Below are 21,884 nucleotides of genomic sequence, written 5' to 3'. Positions count from 1 at the left end.
ATTAACTATTATGAAAGAATTAGTAAAACCAATTTCGTTTGAACAGGAATACGAAATTATGGAACTTTTTGATGAAGGTCCATGCAATTGCCGTTATAATTGTAACAAAGTTTGTAGTGATAGAGGAACTACAAATAGTTCAGGTAGTTTAGAAGATGACATTATTTTTTAACTAAAAACTAGGAGGAAAAATTATGAAAGAACTTGTAAAACCAAACAATTTTGAATCTGAGCACAAAATACTTCAACCTTATTGTGAGGTTGATTGCTCAAGCTGTGATCACGTTGCTAATAGGGGCTGCCGGGGTGGTGCCACAAACAATTCATTAGATAATGAAGATGATATTCTATTTTAACTTTTAAAACTTTTGAATATGAAAGAACTTGTAAAATCGAATAAACTAGAAGCAGCTAATGAATCAATTTATTTTTTAAGTGAATCATCGTGCTGTGATGGAAATGTTTGGAGGCAAAATTGCAATAAGTATTGTACTGGTGGTGCCTCAAATACTTCCTTAGATGATGAGGGCGATATAATATTTTAATCATTAATTATTCATAATATATTACGGTAATTATTGATTGATATAGGGATTATCAAAACTATTAGTAGAAGAAAAGGATAATATATTTTAACAAATTAATTTGGAGGAAAAAATATGAAAGAACTTGTAAAACCAAACAATGAAGAAATGAAAAACACAGATAGTGTTTATTCTTATTGTGAAACTGTATGTAGTGGTCGTGATACATGCAATAGGGCTTGTGATTGTCGTACTTACTCAAATACTTCAGTTGAAGGCGATGATATTTTATTTTAAAAACTGTAATTGGAGGAAAAATTATGAAAGAATTAGTAAAACCAGTTTCATTAGAAAACAACTATGAGCTAATGATGTTTCTAGATGAATCTTGTTCATCTGGATGTAATAAGGTTTGTTGTGACTCTGTCAGAGGGTGTTCAAATACAAACCCTAATAGCTCCATGAGTGGAGAAGATGAATTACTCTTTTAATTAATAACCAGATAAAGCTTAGTGTGACAAACACTAAGCTTTATTTAAAAATTTCAATATGTATAAAAGTAGTTATTACAATTGTTTGATTCCTGTGCCAGAATTAAATGAATATTTATTATTTAATACTTGTACGGGCGGTTTAATTGCTCTAAATGAAAACGAAGGTCATTTTATTAAAGAGTTGATTGATGGTACTATTAATATTACAGAAATTGATAAATATCAATCCTTATATGATAATTTACGAGAAAGGGGATATTTAGTTTCATCGGAGTTAGATGAAATTGAATTATATAAAGAAAAATATATTGAAAGAACCAATAGATTATTTTATTCTGAAGATGCAAACATTGTATTAACTCTGGCTACCACAAATGCTTGTAATATGGAATGCCCTTATTGTTATGAGTTTACGAAAAACAGTAGTGTTTTTAGCAATGATAGCATGGACAAACTAATTATTTTTCTTGAGAGCGTAATTAAGAATTCCCCAATTAAAAATTGGAGAGGATTTGGAATTACATGGTATGGTGGAGAGCCATTAATTGGAAAGAATGTAATAGAATCTCTTACTCCCCAACTTATCTCTTTTGCTAAAAAAAACGGAATGGAATACAAAGCGGATATAATTACAAATGGTATTCTGCTAACTGATGAAACATGGGAAATGCTTCAGAAAAACAATGTTAATTGGGCTCAGATTACAATAGATGGGCCAAAGCATGTTCATAATAAAAATAGGCCATTAAAAAACAAGAATGAAAAAAATTATGAAAGGATTTTAGAAAATATTGCCAAAATCCCAGATGGAATGAGAGTGACTATCCGTGTAAATACGGACAAAGAAGTTGTGGATAGTTTTGGCGAGTTATTAGAAGATTTAAAATCCTATGGAATTTGGCCTCAGCGTTATAAAAATATTAATGTTTCCCCTTCATTATTGAGAACCTACCCGCAAGCGAATGAAATTGATACTTCATGTAGGATTCCTAATAAGGAATTTAATATATATTACCAAAAATTACGCCAAATGAAGTTTGATTTTTTTAACGATTGGGCTTCTAAAAACAATGTTAACCATGGAAGGTTAATATTTCAAGTTGAAAAACCAAGTTTTGAAGATTGCTGGTCAATAATTTCACCATATAATTTTTGTATAGATGCTGATGGTTTTACACATAAGTGTTGGGAGGATGTTAATGATGTAAATACAAGGTTACAGAGTATTTCAGAAGAATTCGATATTGAGAAATATAGATTCTCATTAAATTATAATCGTATTTCCGTATCTGGGTGCGATATTTGCAAATATTTACCAGTGTGTGGCGATATTAGTTGTCCTCAGCACCATAATAAAATTGCAAAATGTATTTATAAGGACGGTTCAATTGAAGAAGGAATAAAAGCTCAATATTTAAAATATTCTGAAAATCCTGATATTATGTTTTTAAAAAAATAATAATTTAAATGAGAATCAAGATTGGAGTAATAGACAGTGGAATAGATAGGGATCACCCAAGAATTAAAAATTGTCGAATAGAAGGCATTACTCTAAAGAAAGATAATAATAAGATTGAAATATTGGCTAATGAATTTGCCGATGAAAGTGGACATGGTACTGCAATTGCAGGTATTATTCATCAGCAAATTCCTGATATTGAAATTGTGGCCGTAAAACTTTCTTCTTATAATCAAAATATTACCGAAGATTTATTAATAGCTGCAATTGAATGGTGCATTTCTCATGAGGAGATAAAGATACTAAATATCAGTATGGGAATTGCAAGTAAAACTCCCTATCATAAGCTGCATGATATATGTAAAAAAGCTTTTGATAAAGGGGTCATTATCTGTGCCGCTCATCAAAATATGCCAGGGTTTGATACATACCCTGCTAGTTTTCCTTTTGTATTTGGTGTGACTACTGGATATATCCAAAACAAAGGGGAATATGGATACGACGAAGATGGGGACGTATTTATTGCAAAAGGAACTACACAACGCTTAGCATGGACAAATAAAGGTTACAGAATTACATCTGGGACAAGTTTTGCAACAGCCCATTTTAGTGCCTTGGTTGCAAAACGACTTATGGATACGAACAATTGTAATATAACAAATGAACAATTGTATCATTCTCTGAAGGAAGGTTCCAATAAAGAAGTTACTATCCTTCAATATGCACCGACCACTGAAAGATTTTATTTTCATAAAAAGGATACAAACATTGATGATCTAGGAGAAAGATTATTTACTTCAAAGTATCGTTTAGATTTTGCAAAAAATATCGCCCTTTTTCCCATTTGTGAAAAAGAATTTAGCACAATCCTTAATTTCAGGAGTTTATGTCCATGCAATATTTCAATATGCTATGATTACCCAAGACGTTTTAATTTCTTTAATCAATCTATTAGCAATGAATTTTTAGTAAAAAAGAGTATTGAAGAGGAAGATTTTGCTATGTTTGACACGCTTGTTGTCGGATATTTTCTGGATCAATTATTTGATGCAAACATTCTTTTTGGATATAAACTAATCGAAAGTGCTTTAAAACTAAATAAAAACATTATTACATGGGATTTTAATGTATATAATTATATAAAAAAACAAATTTTAAAACTCAAATTGAATTATACGGGAACTTTATATCTGCCTAAGGCAACTCAGAAATCATTTGATGAAATAATGCAATTCAGGCATCTTCCAAATGTTAATGTACCCGTAATATTGGTTGTTGGAACAAGTAATAAGCAAGGAAAAATAACAACACAATTGCGAATTATGGAAGTTATGTCCAGAGATGGATATAAATTATCCCATTTATCGACAGAACCTCAAGGAATATTGTTGGGCTCAGAGTTTGTTTTTCCATATGGACATAAGACGACTGTTACTGTAAATGAAGATTTATGGGGTAGGTACATTAGTACCGTTATGAAAGGAATTGAAAGATATAATAGACCACATATTATAGTGAGCGGGACTCAAGGAAAGTTTTTACCGAGAGGTTATTCATTTGAGGAATATACAGGAGAAGGCCTTTTATCATCACTTCATTATTTAGTTGGTGTATTACCGGATGCTATTATTTGTGCTATTAATCCTCAGGATACGGTTGAATTAATAAATAACATGATACAATGTATTAAGATTTATTCAAAAGCCAAGATTCTTTTTTTTGTAATGACTCCTTGGGAAAGAAACTATAAAACTATAAATAAAGACAAAGTGGTTGGAGAGCATAAATTTCTTGAAGAAAATGAAATGTATGAAAAAATGAAGGAACTTCAAAATACATTAGGCCTCCCTGTTATTAATATTATGGATAAGAATAATGACAAATTTATTCTCGATGTAATTGAAAATGCATTTTCAAAATGAATGATCTAGAAATCAAAGCAAAAATAGTTTCATTGGCTAAAAATATATTAGGAGATAACTCATGTTCTGATGACAATGAAATTCTTCATTATATTTTAAGTGAATCGGCCCAAGCCCTTGAATTTGTCTGTTTAATTGAAGATGAATTTAATATAGAGTTTGAAGATGAAGAAATTGATATCGATTTTTTTATGGACTATAATGTAATTACTACTCGAATTTTAAAGCATTTGTAAACCTTTTAGTTAAGAGTACCTAAGCTGGTATCCCTTTCACATGCGACTTCACCCTAGAAATTTTATTATTTGAGGAGTATTTTATTCAAAATCTCACTTTGTTCCTTGTTAGATCTAATAATCAGGGTGTCTGATTCCCAGTGTTCTATTGATTTAATGGATGAATCCTTTTTATTAAATTTATCAATAAAACCGTTAATAACAAAATATAAACTATCTTTTCTTGTCTTATATATTATTGAAGCGGTTGCTATTAAGTAACAATTGCCTTCATTAATAATCAATGTTGCATTTTTTAATTCAACCTTATCAGCACTAATACTATTACCATCTTTAGATATTTCCAAATAATTTTTATAGTTATTAAATGAGTATTTCTCTATTTTATGTTTACTAATAATTGGTCCCCACCAATCTTCTCCTGTCTGCTTTTCATTTGTGTTAGTAGGTTTACAAGATAAAAGTAAAGCAAGAAAAATAATTTGAAATACAATTGTTGTTTTCATAGTTAAGGTTTTTAAATTTTTGATTATTCTTATCGCGGATCATATTTAATGAAAAAAGTGTAAATAATAAGAAACATAATAATAACCTCAAAAAGGAGAATAAAAAGAGAAATATACTCGAAATCTTCTTGGGTAGTACAATTATTAAAGTTAAACTCTGAGATCAGTTTTGGATCTAAGTTTTTCTTTGACATGTAATTAGGGAGAAATAAGAAATGGAATGAGTCTAAATCTTTGGCATCAATAGATGCTATTTCGATTTTCAACCTATTCCTATAATTTTTCAAATCTTCAAGAAATCTATAATGATTTTTAATTCCAACCCCATAAATTGACTCACATAATCGCCTATATAAAAAAGATGGTGAAACAGATGAAATATTGTAGATGTATTTTAATTGATCTATTTGTTTTTTTATAATGAAATTTTGATATTCATTACTTTTATCCATGTATTTTAGATATATTGGAGAGAAGTTTCGTTCATAAATATGATTGTCTATTTCATTTGCTTTAATATTGCCTCCTCTCCATCCGCCATTATGTAATTTGGCTTCGTCAAACATGTTTTTCTCAATAGTCTCGAAACCAAGACTAATTTCTTTCGAACTAGTTAATTTATTATTATATGAAACAATTATTTTTCCTATTGAAGGTATTACAAAAACGAAGGCAATCCATACTATCAGTAAATATGACAATGCTATGTTTGATTGTTTTGAAAAAATAGAAACAAAAGTAGTAATTAGTATCCATAACAATATATATAAAAAGGATATGGGAATAAAAAGTAAATAATCAAATAGTAAATTATTTGATATAGGTATGTTATTAATAGAAACTATTATTAAAAGTTGTAAAACAAGTCCAAGAATAAAAGAAATTGATATTGTGATAAAACTTGCAGAAATTTTCCCAAGTAATAATTTATATTTAGGAATACTATTACTTAAAATTAAACTTATAGTTTTTTCTTCCTTTTCCTTACAAATGCTATCATGAACTAATAATATAATTAAAAAAGACAGTAATATTTCATTCAGAAAACAAATATCCAATCTGAAAAACTTGAAAATAGGGATATGTTCATTCAGTGATTTTTTAGGAATGTATTGATAATAATCACCTCTAAAAAAAATTTCTGGTAAAAAAACAATTGAATAATTAGGAAAATTATTCGCATTTGCACCAACAATAAAAGTGTAAGGAAACGTTTTTTTTATCGCTAGGTGATTCATAAAAGCGATGCTTTGCAATGAATAAGAATTATCTTTTAATTCTTTGTGATATTCTTCATTTAACTGTTTGTAAATTTCATTATTCTCTTTAAAGTAAAAAGACTCAATTACCCCACTTAAAATGGATAGGACAAGGAAAATAGTAATAATTATATAAAACCTACTATCTTTGATTTGGTTCTGAATTTCTTTATAAAAAATATATTTCATTATTTATCTAAATTATATTTATTCATAAAACTAAAACCTAATGCTAGCAAAATAATACTTGGCATGCAAATAGCAACAAAGTATAACCAGATATCTTGAATAAAGTCTGAATAATTCCTAAATGGAGATTTAAATTGGGGGAAATCTCCCAAGTCAAGAATAAAATCACTATTATTTTCTACACCTTGGTAATATTTACTTAGGTTTGCTAATTCTGTCTTTGTTAGCTTGTAAACGTTAGTTGGGCAAAGAGGGTGATTTGCACTAAAAGGATAATAATCATTTTCTGGAGTAAACCATCTTGTTGAATAAATGCCATTCTTACTTTGTACATATTTAAGAACGGCATCTCTATAAACCCGAGCATCATCTAGAAATTTGAAATGATCTTCGTATGAGGTATTCGAGATATTCATCAAAATTATGTCTGTAGAAGTAATTGGAGAAAGATAAGAAAGTGTATAAAGTTTTTTTAACTTCTTTTTAAGTGGTACTATTATTTCTCTATTAGCAATTTCATATTTCGTATTAGCTATTTTCTCTTTGAGCGGATTCAATAATGCATAATATTTAATAATTGCTTCTTTTGTTGCAGGATTAGCCCCCAAAACAGGCTCCCAACCAGGACTTCCTCCGAAAGTACAAAATTTCAAATCATTGATTAAAGGATTTAAGTAATTTGTCCATGCTTCATCGTTTTTCGACCAATATTGTTGCATTATTTCATTTTGACTTGCATGTATTTTTTTGTTTTCTGTAGTGAAATTAGTGTTCCCAATAGTTAATTTGATCAAACTAGGAATTACAATAGTTAGTATTACCCATAATGTTAGACAAAAAACTAATGATTGAACTGAGGATTTTGAAATTACAGAAAAAAACAAACCTGCAGTGATGAAGAAAAGGGAAAATAGAAATAATGTTATAAAAAGGAATAAGAAACGACTTAAAATTTCATAATTGATAATTAGCCAAGGTGAAATTATATATATTAAAGAAATGATGAAAAGTATCGATGTTATAATAAAAAATATTAATAGACATGCGGCAATAAATTTTGACAAATAGAGGCTATTTCTCGAAATTTTATTTACTAAATTTAATTTAAGAGTTCCTGATTCGTTTTCACGAGACACCAAATCATAAGATATAAATATTGATATTAAACTAATTAGCCATATCAACACTTTAGATATGTCTAAGTTTGTAAATTCACTTGTATAATCGTTAGTTTTATTAACTTTATAGGCGGTGTATGGAATGTTCATATAATCAAAATCAACACAATCACCCATATCGTCTTCAACACCTTTTGAAATTATTGATAATTCTGATGGCTTTTTTAGTAATTTAGGTTTAATAGTAGCATAAACTTGATTTTTTTTAAGGTTATCAACAGAGCTATTACGTTCTGTCAAATATTTTTCAAATTTATCTTTGTATTCGTAAGAATCTAGAATTGTAACTACAAAGGTAAGACTAAATACCGTAATCAATAAAATTTGAATTCTTGTCTCTAAAAGACAAAGGTTAATTTCCTTTTTAATTAAAGTTAACATCATTGATAATCGTAGTTTTAATTCTCCTTACCTTCTGTAAATTCAATATATAACTTTTCAATATTTTCGTTAATAAACTCCTGATGAGTGAGAACTTTTATTAATCGACCTTCTTTCATTATACCTACTCTATCGGCCAATTCTCGGGCTCTAAAAATATCATGAGTACACATTAAAATGGCTTTTCCTCTATTTCGTTCTTTTTTCAAAATTTCTATTAATTCGCCTGCGGCTTTCGGGTCTAAGCCAGATGTTGGTTCATCCAGAAGAATATTGTTTGCATCTTTTACCATAGCAATAACCAATCCTACTTTTTGTCGCATGCCTTTTGAAAAGGTTTTGAGTTTTTGCTCATATGCTTCTTCCTGCAAACCAACCTCATTGAACAGGCGATAATAGTCTTCTTTTTTTAAATTTTCTTTACCGCCAAGTTTGGCGAAAAAATCGAGATTTTGTCTTGCAGAAAAGTTTCCATATAGCATTACGTTTTCAGAAACATAAGAAACATGTTTTTTAGCTTCTAATGGTTCTCTCATAATGTCTATATTATTGATTAATGCATTGCCGTCAGTTGGTTCAATAAAATTTAAGAACAAATTAATGGTTGTTGTTTTTCCTGCCCCATTAGCACCTAATAAGAAAAAAATTTCACCATCTTTAATTTCCAGGCTTAAAGAATCTAATGCTAATTTCCCGTCTTCGTAACGTTTGGTTAAATTGCTGGCTTGTAGCATATTATATATTATTTACAATTTTCTAAAACAACAAATGCAATAGCTTGTTTTTCACTATGCGACAATGATATAAATATTTTATTAATCCCGATTTTACTTGTTATTGCTAATGCTTTTCCTCTTAATATTATTTCTGGTTTTCCCCCTTTCGCATCAACATTCTTATCGCTTTTTTGATGTTGCTCAACTTCTATTATCTCATTTATTGTTTCAATTTGCTTCCACTGTATGCCTTTATTCCAACCAGTTCCAATGGCTTTCATTACTGCCTCTTTGGCAGCAAAGCGAACAGCATAATGTTGATACTTATTAGGTCTACTTTCACAATAAGCAATCTCATTTTGGGTAAAAACCTTTTGCTTAAACCTTTCACTTCTGTTGAATGATTCAGTAAATGAGTTTACATCAACAATATCAACTCCAATTCCAATTATCATAAGTCAAAAAATATGCCCATGTGGAAAGTTTCTAATAATATGCAGTTAATCTGTATTTTACAAACAACACACAAATTGTCGTTGCTCACTTTGGGTAATAAGTAATACCTGTTTTGAGTAAATGGGTATTTATAAATTATATTTTTTCATTTTATTGAATAGGGTTTTTCTGCTTATATTAAGTAGTTTAGCCGTTGTTGATTTGTGATGCTTACATTTAATTAATGCATCAGTAATTATTTCTTTTTCTAATTCGGGACTTATTTCTTTTTTGCCTAGAATTGTTGGAGTAATATATGACAAATCATTTTGCTCATTCAATTGCACATATCCCTTAACGCGCGAAGGTAAATGGGCGTTTGTTATGACCCCTTCGCAACACAATATCATTGCGCTTTGCAAGGCGTTTTCAAGATCTCTTATATTACCAGGCCAGGAATAATTCATAAGGGTTTCAATCGCTTCTTTTGATATGTTGCTTATTTTGAGGTTAAGTGTGCCATTGTGTTTTGTAATAAAGTAATCAACCAAAAGGGGTATATCATCTTTTCTTTCTCTCAGCGGAGGAATTGTGATAGTAAAAAGATTTAAACGGTACAGTAAATCCAGTCGAAAACTTCCATCTTTAACTTTTTCTTCAATATTTCTATTAGTTGCAGAGATAATTCTCATATCCACAGGAATTGTTTTTTTGCCCCCGAGCCTGAAAATTTTTTTTTCTTCAAGTACTCTTAATAATTTAACTTGGGCTTCAAGAGTAAGTTCCGCTACTTCATCAAGAAACAAAGTGCCTCCATTGGCTAATTCAAATAGACCCGGTTTTGATTCTTTAGCATCTGTAAAAGCTCCTTTTTCATAGCCAAAAAATTCACTTTCCATTAAGTGAATGGGAATAGCACCACAGTTTACGGCTATAAATGTACCATTTTTTTTAAAACTAGTATTGTGAATGGCCTTAGCAACAAGTTCTTTGCCTACACCACTTTCACCAGTAAGCAGTACGGTAGCATTAGTTTCGGCAACTTTGTTTACCTGTGAGAATACTTGCTGAATTTTAAAACTGTTACCAATAATATTATCAAAAGCACTTTTTTCGAATAATTGTTTCTTTAAGGTGGTTATTTTAATTTTTAATTCATTGTTTTCTAATGCCTTGTGTATGGTATGTAAAAGCCGATCATTATCAAAGGGCTTTTCGATAAAATCATAAGCACCCTCTTTTATTGCCTCAACCGCAAGCGACACATTACCAAATGCTGTTAAAAACAGGAAGGTTTGGTTTGGATTCGATTCTTTTATCTTGTTCATTAACTCTATCCCTGTCATACCAGGCATTTTATAGTCTAGAATCATTAAATCAGGAGTAAAGGAGGGATATAATTCTAAGGTTTGATGACCATTGCCAACGGCTAATACTTTATAGCCTTCCTTAGTTAATACCTTAGATAATATGTTTCTAAGTTTATCCTCATCGTCAACCAGCATAATACTTCTACTCATCATTATTGCGGGAGTTTTATATTTATAGTAGTACCTAAGTTTTCTTTACTATGTATTTCGATTTCACCACCATGCCTGTTTATTATACCATAACAGATAGACAATCCCAAACCTGTGCCATTTGCTTTTGTTGTAAAAAACGGGATGAACAACTTCTCTAAGTTTTCTTCAGGTATTCCATACCCATTATCTTTTATTTTTACGACTAAAAAATTGATACCCTTTTCGTTCTGATTCTGTATGTCTAGAATAATATCAATGAAACCGTTGTCCTTATCTGATACTGCATCAATGGAGTTTAGAAGTAAGTTTAAGAATACTTGTTTTAATTGTGAGGCATCAGCGTGAATGTCAGAATTTTTACAATTATTGATGAATTTGATGTCAATTTTATTTTTTGCCGTAGTTCGAGCTAATGAAATAGATTGAGTTATTATTGTTTCAAGAGAAGTTGTTTCTACATTAAGTTGAGCTGGCTTTGCAAAATTTAGCAAGCCTTGAATAATGGAATTTATTCTATCAACCTCTTCAATAAGTTCACTAACCATTTCCTTGTTTTGTATCTCATCTTTTAGAAACTGAATTGTACTCCTAATAATGGTTAAGGGATTTCTAATTTCGTGTGCTGCTCCAGCGGCGAGTTGACCTAAAACAGATAATTGATCTGCCCGATACATTTTTTTCAACCTGTCTTTTTGCTGTTCATATAACAAAGCATTTTCAAAAGCCATTGCAGCCTGATCTATTGTTATCGAGATTAGATCGATGTTTTCTTTTATTTCTCCTTCCGTTTTGATGTTTCCACACACAAAAAGCACTCCATTTAACTTGCCCAACACATTTAATGGGAATAAAACCTTAACGTGTAAATTATCGAATAACTCCTTTTCATCCTCCTCTAATGGGAATAGGTACTTGCTTAAAAACATTGGCTTTTCATTTATCAAAAGCCACCTGATAATATGCGAGATTGGTGTTAGTTTAATGGATGTAATACCCTGTGTATAGTTTGAGCTGATATAAAATTCATATTTGTTAATATCTGGATTAAGCAAAAATAAATGAATATTTTCGGCTCTCGTTATATATTTAAGTTTGGATAAAATATTGTTAATCAGTAAGTCTTTATCAGTTATTATAGAAATAGATCGGTTGAATTCTTTTAAAAAATTCTTAAAAGAAAAATCATTTTTTCCCCCAAATATTTTATAGAGTCGAGAAGTCATTTGTTAACCTAAATGGGTAATTTTACTCAAATTGTGAAATGCAACACAGGGACTGATTTTGCAATAAATCACATAAGCAATTAATATATAGCAACATATAAAACAAATGTGTTTTGGCAAGTCTCTTGCTATGCAATATGCTAAAAGTATAAAAATGATTCCTAATAAAAAAATTATCATAACTATTGTGTTGATTGGCTTTTCCATTAAAATATTTGGACAAGATACCTTATTAATCACTTTTGATGATGCCGTTAAAATTGCATTAAAAGAAAGTTATACGATAAAATTGTTTAAATCGAATCAACAGTCCATGCAGCATTATTTCTCATTTTATAAAGCGACTTTCAAACCTCGACTCGATTTGAATCTGTTTGCACCTGCTTGGTCTGAGTCCGTAACTGAAATTCAACAGGCAGATACATTGCCTGTATATAATTCAATTGGATCGATGCAAGTTGGGGGAAATCTTAAATTTACATACACTTTGCCCACAGGAGGTAATTTAGCCTTTACCTCTTATTCATATCGAGAATATATATCAACAGCATTCTCTGGTATGAATTATAAAAAACTTAACACTAATGATGTATATAATCGATTTGTGATAAGTTTGGAGCAACCTTTATTTACTAAAAATAGATTGAAAGAGGATTTGAAAGAGGCTGAACTTCAATATGAAAAATCGAATTGTATATATACACGGGCCCAAATGGATATTATATATAATGTAAGCTTTGGTTTTTATAACTTATATCGTGCAAGTATGGAAAAAGATATTGCAAACGAAAAAATGAAAAATTCAGAGGAGTCGTTTCGGATTGCAAAATTGAAATATGAAACAGGGAACATACCCGAGGGAGATTTATTGATTGCCGAGATAACAAAAGCACAAAATAAGACTAAATACTCTGAGGTTTGTAGCATCCTTGATCGAGAGAAGGATAATTTTAAACAGTTGATAGGATTGGAAATAGATAGAAATATTACAATTGTAACAGACCTACGATATGATATTTACAAAATTGATTTAAACACTGCTATTAATCAAGGTTTGCTTAATAGACTTGAATTGTCAGAAGCGCAATTTGATATTGAGTTACAAAAAATACAGACTGACAGAGCAAAACGGGAAGGAAGGATACAGGGTAAAATATCAGCGTACTACGATCTTACGGGAGTGAGTACATTGAATAAGGGATCTTTAAGCGAATTGTATAATTCTTCAATAGACAATATCAAAGTGAGACCACCGAACAGGAGCATCGTATTTTCAATAGCAATTCCTATTTCTGATTGGGGTAGATCTAAATCTCTATACAGAAGAGAAAATTGCAGGCTTGAAGAGAGGAAATTAGTTCTTGAAAATACAAAGAACACAATTATAAAGGAAATTCGCGATATCGTGCGTACTGTCGAGGAAAGTCGAAGTAGGCTGAATATTTATGAAAAAAACAAGGAAGTTTCAGCTAAAAGTTATAAAATAAGTCAACTTAGGTTTTCGAATGGAGAGCTTACAAGTCAGCAGTTGGCTGTAGAGCAAGAAAGACTTTCGCAAGTGCAATTAGAATATTTAAATGCATATATCACTTATCAAATGGCATTAGCTGATTTGAAAAGAAAAACCATGTGGGATTTTCAAAATTATAGAAGTTATATAGCACCATTAGAATAAAGTACAATAAGAATGAATAATAATAAAAATATGAATAAAATAGTTCGAATCCTAATATTAACATCATCAATGCTCTTCGCATGGTGTTTGTGTTTCTCACAAGACGAAGCAACTATTGTTCTGGATTTAAAAAAGACAAGAGCTGATTACGAAATAGCCAAACAGAAATTCGAAAATAATAAAAAACTGTTAGATGAGAGGGCAATATCACTGAATGATTTTAACCAAAGCAAGAATGAGCTTTTAAGTAAAGAAGTTGACTATCAAAAGTTATTACTTAGATTGATTTCTGTACAATCATATATAATTGTTGAAAAGGCAACAAAATATCAAGATGCAAAGGGTAATAGGCGAGTCAAGGTTACTGTAAAAAGTGCAATAGAAGGCAATCAAGAGTATCTAAATCAGTTTAAAGATCATTTTGATGTATTTTCACCTGAAATGCGTTCTGGGAAAATATATAATGTATTTGTATCACTTGTTAACATTGCCGATCAAATAACTATTAGTTCTCCTTATGAATATAGGATTCCATCTATTGATATGGGAAATGAAGCCATTGCTGATTTTGAACTATTAAAAGATATGGAAAATTTACAAGTTGTTTTAAATTACAACGGCAAAAAGGATCAGAAAAATATTTATTTAGAAAAAGATGCCAGTATCAACTCAATTGATATTAGTTCAACACAGTTTTCGCAAGAAGCAGATCTAAGTTCGCAAGCCACTTACGATCTATCATTAGAAAAGTTCTCATCTGACGATGATGCCTATAGAATAATGATTCTAAATTTACCCAAACAAATAACATATGATATACTTGATGCTGAATCGAAAGTATCGCAGATTAAATTTTTACAAGGTGTTAATACAAAAAAATTATCTCTAAAGGTATATTTACCTGATAGGGATGATGATATTATTGTAATGGATAAACCTATTACATTTTACTGTGCAGTACTAACTAATGCTGAATACAATAAAATTGTAGAGAAAAACAATCAAATATTTTCGGAAAGCGAAATAAAAAATATTCTTGGAGGGAAAGAGAAACTTGAAATTATTCCAAGAGGAAAAGGAAAAATAGAGGTAAATGCCCCTAATTTGTATCATGAAATAAAGATTGGCGATAGTGTAAATATGAAGGTTGTCATTCGTAATGCAGGTACGCGTCGTTTGGATAATATTAAAGTACTATTAGATATGCCTGTTAATTGGCACTCAAATGTTAATCCTGAATTAATAAAAGAATTGGAACCAAACAAAGAAGTTGAGGTTGATATTTCGATAATTCCTGCAAAAGATGAGGGTGTTGGAGCTCAAGAAGTGAAAATTAAAACGGAAGCTTTAGCTGATAATCGACGTGTTGATTCTGATGATAAAACGGTGAGAATACAAATTGAGGCTAAAACCCAAGTATTATGGATAATTGTTCTAATTGTTTTACTTATTGGATTAATTGTTGGGATTGTAATTTTTGGAATTAAAATTAGTAAACGTTAATCTATTGCCCTTAGTGTTATAAAAGAATTATTTTCAATAACATAATAGATTTTTGTGTATTTTAGGTGTTCAGGATAAAAAATCAACAATTGTTAGAGTAGTCTTTTAACGGACTCTATAAATGCAAATTAGTTATGCTAATTTGCATTTAAAATTTTTGGCAAATTAGGTTTTAAGCATGTTTATAAAAAAGAGATCAACCTAAATGGTGGATCTCTTTTCGGATGAGCGGGAAACGGGACTCGAACCCGCGACCCTCAGCTTGGGAAGCTGCTATTTTTCATTTTGTGAAATTTTGCAATAATTTTATAAATCTGTATATCAATATTTTAAAATATTTATTTTTTGCTAAAATTTGTTTTTTTAATCTTAAATATGTTACTTTGTTTTAGTAATGTTTTAGTAACAATTCGTCAAGCGACCCTCAAACTCTAAGCTGTGGGACTAGCAAAAATAGTATTTTGGAGTTATCAAACCAATAAAGATGGAGAATCTCCTATTTTTATCAGAGTAATTGAAGACCGAAAACCTCGGTATATCAAGACTGGCTTTAATTGTACTGAAAAAGATTGGGATTCTAAGGAGAATCGCTTTAGAACAAATTATCGTAAAGCCGAAGATTTGCAAAAAGCAAAGGATCATGAAAGGAACAATGAACTTTTATTGAAAAAACTCAATGATGCCAATAAAGTCATTAAGGATTTAATCGCCGATGACAATGTAATTTCTTCGGAGCAGGTAAAGGAAGAAATGCTCAGGGCAAAATCGGTTGGAAAACATTCTGTTCTAAGTTTTATTGACAAAGTTGTTGAAGAGAAAAGGCGATTGGGGAATCTAGGTACAGCTAAATGCTACAAAGACTTGGGGAAGTCTTTTGAAACATTCCTTACTGAGCAAAACAAAACGGATGTAGTTTTTAAAGAGATAACCTATTCTTTTCTAAAAAAGTATGAGAACTATTTTCTTTCAAAGGGTGCTACTGGAAATGGAATATCGTTTTACATGCGTTCATTACGAGCCGTTTTTAATAGAGCAATACAAGAAAAGGTTTGCAAAATAGAGATGTATCCCTTCAACAGCTATAAAATTGCCTCATTAAGCTCTAAAACCGCCAAACGAGCTATTACGAGAGATGAAATTGAAAAAATTAAGGGTGTTGATTTAGAGGATGATGCTCAGAAAATACGCTCAAAAAACCTATTCCTTTTCAGCTACTACTGCCGAGGATTAAATTTTGTAGATATGGCGATGCTAAAGTGGAAAAATATAAAGGATAATAGATTAGGTTATATTAGACAAAAAACTCATAAACCCTACAATGTTTTGCTCCTTGCACCAGCATTAGAAATTCTTAGTTACTATAAGCAGAAATTCTATAGGGGCGATAAAAGTTATATATTTCCGATTTTGGACGAGGATAAGCATAAAACTCAAGAAAGCATAAATAATAGATTGCATAAAGTTTTGGGACAGACCAATAAGGATTTAAAAGTTATTGGTAATGAAGCAAAGTTGAGTATACCCCTAACGACCTATGTAGCACGTCATACTTATGCAACCGTTATGAAAAGGAGTGGTGTCTCCACTTCAATTATTAGCGAAGCATTGGGGCATGATAGCGAACGGACTACTCAAATCTACTTAGATAGTTTTGCAAATGATGTGCTAGACGAAGCCAGTAACGCAATATTGTAAAATTTTGCTTATTTCTTACTTTCTCATCGGGTAGATAGTATGGGCGTGGCTTTAGTGAATTTACTCAAAGAAGGTTCTCCGTATTTTAATACCTAACCGCCTAATTCATTATTTTAACGTCAGCTCGATGTAAGGTGTCATTAGTTGCGCCGAATTAGCTCCGCTGAGCTCACTACGTTCGGTTCGCAAGCTCGGTTCTGAGCGAAGCGAAGGATCTAATTGTTTATAAAACAGATGGTTGCTTTCAGCGAATCCTTCGGATTTCACTTCGTTCAGCATGACAAAGCAACAATCTAATGGTAAGCTGAGAATCAATATATTATGCTTACATAGAACTCACGTTAATTATGTTATTATTTTTAACACCCCTCCTGCTGTTTTGTAATGTAAAAGATAGATTTAAATCAGTATTGTTTTCATTGTATCATTACTTTATGGGCGGTAAAACTATTTAAGTTCTACATAAAATGATGTATTTTATCAATGAAATTTTAAATAACATTAATACGTATTTAATGTTATTTATATTGGCAAAATAATTTAGTTTACTTGTTGTTTTAAAGTTTTTTATTAATATTGTAATCATTAATATACACCGTATATAAAAAACATTATCTATGGATTTACAGATTAACAGGGATATGATTAAAGCATTTATACTAAATGAACTTTCAAGAAAAAATGTCTTTAGTTGCAAATGCATTAATCAAGGATAAGCGTTTAGCAAAAATCCATAAGGAAGAAAAATTTAAAATCGATGCAAAGAAATACTACGATAATAAAATGACTCCAGCCCAACGAGCCGAGTTTGAGAGTAGGCTAATAAAGGATATGGAGCTTTTCAGTAAGGTTGACCAGCCTAAGGAAACAAGTAGCTCTTCGGAGGAACTTCTTCTAAAAAAGCAGCTGGAGGAAGCTTTTAAAAACTACGAAGCATCTCAGGAACAACCTAGCATCAACACCCCTAGCATCACCATAATAAAGAAAACTTCTATAAGTAATCGATTTAAATACTGGTTAGCCGCTGCTTCGATCCTTGTGCTTTTTATTGTTGGTATAACAATAGGCTACAATGCTCAACCCAGTGATTCGCTGGAGAACAGGCTGTACGCAGAGTATTATGCTCCGCTTAGTAATTTTAATGACTACATACTGGCTAACAACACCTTTATTATTGCCAAACAGAAGTATAGGGATGGGGATTATACCAATGCCCTACTGCTTTTGAAGGATCTACCATCGTATGTAAACATTGAGGCCGAGAGAAATATGTTCATCGGCTTGTCATCAATGGAGATTGGTAGGTATAAGGTGGCAGTAGGCTATTTCGAAGAAATTCTTACAAACCAGAGCAATTTTGATTATATCCCACAGGTCAGGTGGTATCTTGGGCTTTGCTATCTTAAATTGGGAAATAAGGAAAAGGCGATTGAAATCTTCCATGCCACCGTAAGCAGTAATAATGATTACAGTAAAGAGGCAAAGCAAATTCTAAAAAGAATTTATGATTAACAGCTTCGTATCTGCATTTATTTCTTCTAAACCCAGAGTTCCGAACTTTTTAAAAGTTCGGAATTCTTGCGTTTAATCGGCTTGATGGATGTGAAATTCTACAAGCAAAACACCGATAGGTCTTTCAGACCCTATCGGGTTTTTTCCTGTTAGGCAAGACCTTCCAGCATCGCCAGACCTGAAAGTAGCCTATTTATGAAGCAAGCTTCTTATCGCTTTCCGTTTCAATAAAGCAAGGAGTATAAGCAGAATTATGGTAACGGCGAGGATTATCCTTTTTAGTAGCCAGTGGTGGTACAGCCCATTCTGGTTGCCATTTACCACTATGCCCGCCCAAAAACGTGGGCGAGTATAAATGGGTTCGTTTTCAAGATATTTCAGTTTGGCTAGCCTTAGCGCCTCATCCTTTCGCATCCCCATGAGCAGGTTCAGGTAAAAATCGTTTAGTATTTCGTTTGTTGGCTCATCGTATGCAATCCATAGCGACATAATTACTGATTGGCTACCAGCGTACATAAAGCTCCTACTTAGGCTTAGCACCCCTTCCCCCTTGGACAATTTTCCAGACCCAGAGTAGCACGATGCCAGTACCACAAGATCAGCATTCAGCTGCATGTTATAGACCTCCCATGCATGCAAATAGCCATCGTCAGTGGAATCGGTTGGAGCGGATAGGGCTAGCTTCGAATTGGCGGAGTTAAGGGTATCCTCCAACCCGTGTGCGTAGAAATGGATAATCCCGTACCTGCCATAGTACTTTTTGAAGTTCGCTTCCGTAGCGTTACTCCCAGTTAGCGATTTGCCGAAGGTCAGCAATGTCGTTCTCCTTATGCTCCTTAACCCCATAGGAATGCTTCTTAGCGAATCTTTGGAGTTTTTGTAATCGGGTGCAATTCCAAGAAAATCGGGTGAGCCTCTGTGAATGCTACTCAGGGAATTGCTGTACAACGTGGCGGAATAGGCATAGCCTATGGGGTATTTTCGCAACAGGTACGATTCTTTTCTGTAATCACGTTTATCAGCATGTGGTTTGTCTATGAGCGCATCAAAGGCGATAAGGTTCAGCTCACCATCCGGGATTATAAGCAGGTTTTTGTTCTTTAGCAGGGGTTCAACCGGGTAGATCAGTTTTTGGTAGAAGGCATACGCTGCATCCATGTACTCGTAGTAACCCATTGTGGACTCGCTATGCAAGGAGTAGATTATAAAATTAAGGTTTGAGCGGAAGGTGCTGTCGGTTTCCTGCTTTACTAGTAAAAATGTGTCCTTGGTAATGGCAAAGGTGTACAGCTCATTATTCCCCAGCACGTATTCCAGTATAGCCTCCTTCTTGTCCATTGACTTTTGTAGCTGAGTAACACTTACAACTTGGTTGCTGTACTTCTGATTGTAGTATGCAGGGTAGCTGCTTTCTATATCTTTCACGAGTTGGTCGCTCTCCCTTACCAGACCGAACAGTTCGGCATTCAGCTTTTCCAGCTTGTCTGTACTCGGGCGTTCCAGTTTGCTCTCCTCGTTTATGGCGTACTGAAGGCTACCAATACGCTCTTTAATTCTAAGCTCTCTGCTGGTTATGCTATCGGGAATACCCGCTCTATCCCGTGCCATGTTCTCGTTTTGGAGCTGACGCAGAACTCCGTACTTTCCCCTTTCTGCAAACTCGAAGGCAAGGGTTTTATAGCTCTCATCGTTCGTTTGTAGGTATAGCTGGTAGGCAATAGTCACAATGGCAATAAACACCTCATGCTCGTGCGATGAGATTTGCAGTTTAGAGCTCTCGTAGGAGTACCCCATACGAAGTTTCTCGATATAACCCGCCGTAAGCCGATAGGTTTCCAGTGCAGCCAAAAGGTAAGAGGAACTATTCAGATGCCTTGAGTACGCCGTAAGGGCTTGCGCTTTGGCTTTTAGTATCTCAATCATCTTAATATCGGGGAAACCCTCGCTCTTTGGGTTAGCCAGAATTGATGTATCGTTGAATGTGGAAACTTTGGCAATGAGCGATTGCTGGTAGTACGATAATGCCCTGCGGTAATCCTTGCTGGAGTAGCAGTAATTCCCTATATCCATTAAGCATATGGCGATGTACGGGTGCTTTAGCCCAACGGTTTGGGATAAAACTTGGTACGCCCGGGTATTGTATTCCCAACTTTTTGATAAATCGTTCACTGCAAGTAGGTACTGTGCGTAGTTGATATACGACATGGCCGTTTTGTAGTGCCTCTGCCCATACTCATTCGTATAGTTCTGGATGGATAGGAAATAGTACTGATTCGCTTCTTTAAGCTTGCCCAATTTTTGGCAGGAAAAACCAGCATTATAATAAGTAACCCCTAAATCTTTAAAGCTATTTTCTTTTGATATTTGAATGCTTTTCTGGTAGTAGTACAACGATTTTTCCCACTGCCCAGCATTATAGTATGCAAAGCCTAGGTTACTATACGTAATGAAAATATTCTTTTTTGAGAGATTCTGTGAGTTTTCAAACAGTGCCAATGCGTAGGAGTAGTAGTTTATCGCCTTAGCATATTCACCTTGTTTAGTATAAAGTGCACCAAGATTTCCGTACATTAAAGATTTTTCATCGATATCTTTTGTAGCATCCAACGCCTTACGGTAATAATCCAAGGCTATCTGCAAAAGACCCGAATTTTTGTACAATACTCCCAGAATATTATACAACTTGAAATACTGAGGACTAAAATCAGTTGTATTACTTTTTTTGATTGTTACTATCTCCTCCAGTAATGGAATGGCTTTGCCATTATCGCCCGATTCAATAAATCCCCTTGCCCTATCGTAAATTTTCTTTACATAAACCGTATCCGATGGAATGCTTAGCGCATTTATGTTAGAAATGATAAGAATGAAAATAGTAAAGAAATATTTCATAATAATGATCACTTAAACATATATTTGAGGCTAAGATATAATGTTTTACAATAAGTTTAATGTTTAACCTAAAAAGCAGCAATTATGAAAACAAAAAATTCAAAGAAGAACATCAACCCTTCAAACATGTTAACCCCAAAACAAATGGGTAAAATTATTGGTGGCGACCCTCAACCAATAGACTATATTAAATACTAAGAAATAATTTATTCTCTTAAGGAATTGGTTTAATGTTTAACCTAAAAAGCAGCAATTATGAAAACAAAAAATTCAAAGAAAAACATCAACACGTTGGTTGTGTTAACCCCAAAACAAATGGGTAAAATTATTGGTGGAGAAGGTCAACCAATAGATATTATTTGGAAATAATCTACTTTATTAAAAGAATAGATTAATGTTTAACCTAAAAAGCAGCAATTATGAAAACGATCACAAAAAGGAAAAAGTTGTAAAAAGATTTAGTCTAATGATACAAAATTTTAAGTTGTATAATTTTAAAAGAAACCCTACTAAAAAGAACCGCACCCCAAATGCTATTCAACTTTTAGGGTGCGGTTGGGAG

At 32.3% G+C, this 21,884-nt stretch carries 17 protein-coding genes; 9 read left to right on the top strand and 8 right to left on the bottom strand.

Going from position 1 to position 21,884, the window contains the following annotated elements:
* The first annotated feature begins 10 nt into the window (after positions 1-10).
* From HOO91_09405 to HOO91_09385, 5 genes are all read left to right on the top strand, one after another.
* Positions 11-172 (top strand): hypothetical protein, encoded by a 162-nt coding sequence (locus tag HOO91_09405; GenBank protein ID NOU17761.1) that lies wholly within the window; start codon positions 11-13, stop codon positions 170-172.
* A gap of 202 nt (positions 173-374) precedes the next feature.
* Positions 375-545 (top strand): hypothetical protein, encoded by a 171-nt coding sequence (locus HOO91_09400; protein NOU17760.1) that lies wholly within the window; start codon positions 375-377, stop codon positions 543-545.
* A gap of 528 nt (positions 546-1,073) precedes the next feature.
* Positions 1,074-2,477, top strand: coding sequence for a radical SAM protein (locus tag HOO91_09395; protein ID NOU17759.1), 1,404 nt, complete (start codon positions 1,074-1,076; stop codon positions 2,475-2,477).
* 8 nt (positions 2,478-2,485) lie between these two features.
* Positions 2,486-4,399, top strand: coding sequence for a DUF1611 domain-containing protein (locus tag HOO91_09390; GenBank protein ID NOU17758.1), 1,914 nt, complete (start codon positions 2,486-2,488; stop codon positions 4,397-4,399).
* The gene (locus HOO91_09385) at positions 4,396-4,635 is read left to right on the top strand and encodes an acyl carrier protein (GenBank protein NOU17757.1); all 240 of its coding nucleotides are present in this window, start codon (positions 4,396-4,398) and stop codon (positions 4,633-4,635) included. Before HOO91_09390 ends, HOO91_09385 begins: the two co-directional genes overlap by 4 nt.
* A gap of 65 nt (positions 4,636-4,700) precedes the next feature.
* Here HOO91_09385 and HOO91_09380 read toward each other — a convergent pair whose 3' ends face one another.
* The 7 genes from HOO91_09380 to HOO91_09350 all read right to left on the bottom strand — a co-directional run bounded on the left by HOO91_09380 (position 4,701) and on the right by HOO91_09350 (position 12,045).
* Positions 4,701-5,141: a hypothetical protein gene (locus tag HOO91_09380; GenBank protein ID NOU17756.1), complete on the bottom strand. Its 441-nt coding sequence runs from the start codon at positions 5,139-5,141 to the stop codon at positions 4,701-4,703.
* Positions 5,142-5,170: 29 nt separating this feature from the next.
* Positions 5,171-6,589 (bottom strand): ABC transporter permease subunit, encoded by a 1,419-nt coding sequence (locus HOO91_09375; GenBank protein ID NOU17755.1) that lies wholly within the window; start codon positions 6,587-6,589, stop codon positions 5,171-5,173.
* A complete protein-coding gene (locus tag HOO91_09370; protein NOU17754.1) occupies positions 6,589-8,151 on the bottom strand; it encodes an ABC transporter permease subunit in 1,563 nt (520 codons plus the stop codon). Before HOO91_09370 ends, HOO91_09375 begins: the two co-directional genes overlap by 1 nt.
* Before the next feature lie 14 nt (positions 8,152-8,165).
* Positions 8,166-8,882 (bottom strand): ABC transporter ATP-binding protein, encoded by a 717-nt coding sequence (locus HOO91_09365; protein ID NOU17753.1) that lies wholly within the window; start codon positions 8,880-8,882, stop codon positions 8,166-8,168.
* 8 nt (positions 8,883-8,890) lie between these two features.
* Entirely contained in the window at positions 8,891-9,319 is a 429-nt protein-coding gene (acpS, locus tag HOO91_09360) for a holo-ACP synthase (protein NOU17752.1), read from the bottom strand.
* Between the two features lie 129 nt (positions 9,320-9,448).
* Positions 9,449-10,819 carry a sigma-54-dependent Fis family transcriptional regulator gene (locus tag HOO91_09355; protein NOU17751.1) on the bottom strand — a complete coding sequence of 457 codons (1,371 nt, stop codon included), beginning with the start codon at positions 10,817-10,819 and terminating at the stop codon, positions 9,449-9,451.
* A gap of 2 nt (positions 10,820-10,821) precedes the next feature.
* The gene (locus HOO91_09350; protein ID NOU17750.1) at positions 10,822-12,045 is read right to left on the bottom strand and encodes a histidine kinase; all 1,224 of its coding nucleotides are present in this window, start codon (positions 12,043-12,045) and stop codon (positions 10,822-10,824) included.
* A gap of 154 nt (positions 12,046-12,199) precedes the next feature.
* Between HOO91_09350 and HOO91_09345 the strand changes: the two genes are divergently transcribed.
* From HOO91_09345 to HOO91_09330, 4 genes are all read left to right on the top strand, one after another.
* Positions 12,200-13,720, top strand: a complete 1,521-nt coding sequence (locus tag HOO91_09345; GenBank protein ID NOU17749.1) for a TolC family protein — start codon at positions 12,200-12,202, stop codon at positions 13,718-13,720.
* A gap of 30 nt (positions 13,721-13,750) precedes the next feature.
* Complete coding sequence (locus HOO91_09340; protein NOU17748.1) at positions 13,751-15,223, top strand: hypothetical protein; 1,473 nt, start codon at positions 13,751-13,753, stop codon at positions 15,221-15,223.
* A gap of 438 nt (positions 15,224-15,661) precedes the next feature.
* Positions 15,662-16,918 (top strand): site-specific integrase, encoded by a 1,257-nt coding sequence (locus HOO91_09335; GenBank protein ID NOU17747.1) that lies wholly within the window; start codon positions 15,662-15,664, stop codon positions 16,916-16,918.
* A 663-nt stretch (positions 16,919-17,581) separates the two neighbouring features.
* Positions 17,582-18,430, top strand: coding sequence for a tetratricopeptide repeat protein (locus HOO91_09330; protein ID NOU17746.1), 849 nt, complete (start codon positions 17,582-17,584; stop codon positions 18,428-18,430).
* 189 nt (positions 18,431-18,619) lie between these two features.
* On the opposite strand, the gene HOO91_09325 is transcribed toward HOO91_09330, so the two are convergent.
* Positions 18,620-21,322, bottom strand: a complete 2,703-nt coding sequence (locus tag HOO91_09325) for a CHAT domain-containing protein (GenBank protein NOU17745.1) — start codon at positions 21,320-21,322, stop codon at positions 18,620-18,622.
* Positions 21,323-21,884: the final 562 nt, after the last annotated feature.

It is taken from the genome of Bacteroidales bacterium (genome assembly GCA_013141385.1).
In the GTDB taxonomy this organism is placed as follows: domain Bacteria; phylum Bacteroidota; class Bacteroidia; order Bacteroidales; family Tenuifilaceae; genus UBA8529.
Note: the sequence above shows the minus strand (reverse complement) of the source record. Positions and strands in the feature narration are given on the sequence as shown.

What these genes read in the sequence shown, in the direction of transcription:
- HOO91_09405 (NOU17761.1), top strand. Translation starts at nt 11, where the DNA reads ATGAAAGAATTAGTAAAACCAATTTCGTTTGAACAGGAATACGAAATT.
- HOO91_09400 (NOU17760.1), top strand. Translation starts at nt 375, where the DNA reads ATGAAAGAACTTGTAAAATCGAATAAACTAGAAGCAGCTAATGAATCA.
- HOO91_09395 (NOU17759.1), top strand. Translation starts at nt 1,074, where the DNA reads ATGTATAAAAGTAGTTATTACAATTGTTTGATTCCTGTGCCAGAATTA.
- HOO91_09390 (NOU17758.1), top strand. Translation starts at nt 2,486, where the DNA reads ATGAGAATCAAGATTGGAGTAATAGACAGTGGAATAGATAGGGATCAC.
- HOO91_09385 (NOU17757.1), top strand. Translation starts at nt 4,396, where the DNA reads ATGAATGATCTAGAAATCAAAGCAAAAATAGTTTCATTGGCTAAAAAT.
- HOO91_09380 (NOU17756.1), bottom strand. Translation starts at nt 5,141, where the DNA reads ATGAAAACAACAATTGTATTTCAAATTATTTTTCTTGCTTTACTTTTA.
- HOO91_09375 (NOU17755.1), bottom strand. Translation starts at nt 6,589, where the DNA reads ATGAAATATATTTTTTATAAAGAAATTCAGAACCAAATCAAAGATAGT.
- HOO91_09370 (NOU17754.1), bottom strand. Translation starts at nt 8,151, where the DNA reads ATGATGTTAACTTTAATTAAAAAGGAAATTAACCTTTGTCTTTTAGAG.
- HOO91_09365 (NOU17753.1), bottom strand. Translation starts at nt 8,882, where the DNA reads ATGCTACAAGCCAGCAATTTAACCAAACGTTACGAAGACGGGAAATTA.
- acpS (NOU17752.1), bottom strand. Translation starts at nt 9,319, where the DNA reads ATGATAATTGGAATTGGAGTTGATATTGTTGATGTAAACTCATTTACT.
- HOO91_09355 (NOU17751.1), bottom strand. Translation starts at nt 10,819, where the DNA reads ATGAGTAGAAGTATTATGCTGGTTGACGATGAGGATAAACTTAGAAAC.
- HOO91_09350 (NOU17750.1), bottom strand. Translation starts at nt 12,045, where the DNA reads ATGACTTCTCGACTCTATAAAATATTTGGGGGAAAAAATGATTTTTCT.
- HOO91_09345 (NOU17749.1), top strand. Translation starts at nt 12,200, where the DNA reads ATGATTCCTAATAAAAAAATTATCATAACTATTGTGTTGATTGGCTTT.
- HOO91_09340 (NOU17748.1), top strand. Translation starts at nt 13,751, where the DNA reads ATGAATAAAATAGTTCGAATCCTAATATTAACATCATCAATGCTCTTC.
- HOO91_09330 (NOU17746.1), top strand. Translation starts at nt 17,582, where the DNA reads ATGAACTTTCAAGAAAAAATGTCTTTAGTTGCAAATGCATTAATCAAG.
- HOO91_09325 (NOU17745.1), bottom strand. Translation starts at nt 21,322, where the DNA reads ATGAAATATTTCTTTACTATTTTCATTCTTATCATTTCTAACATAAAT.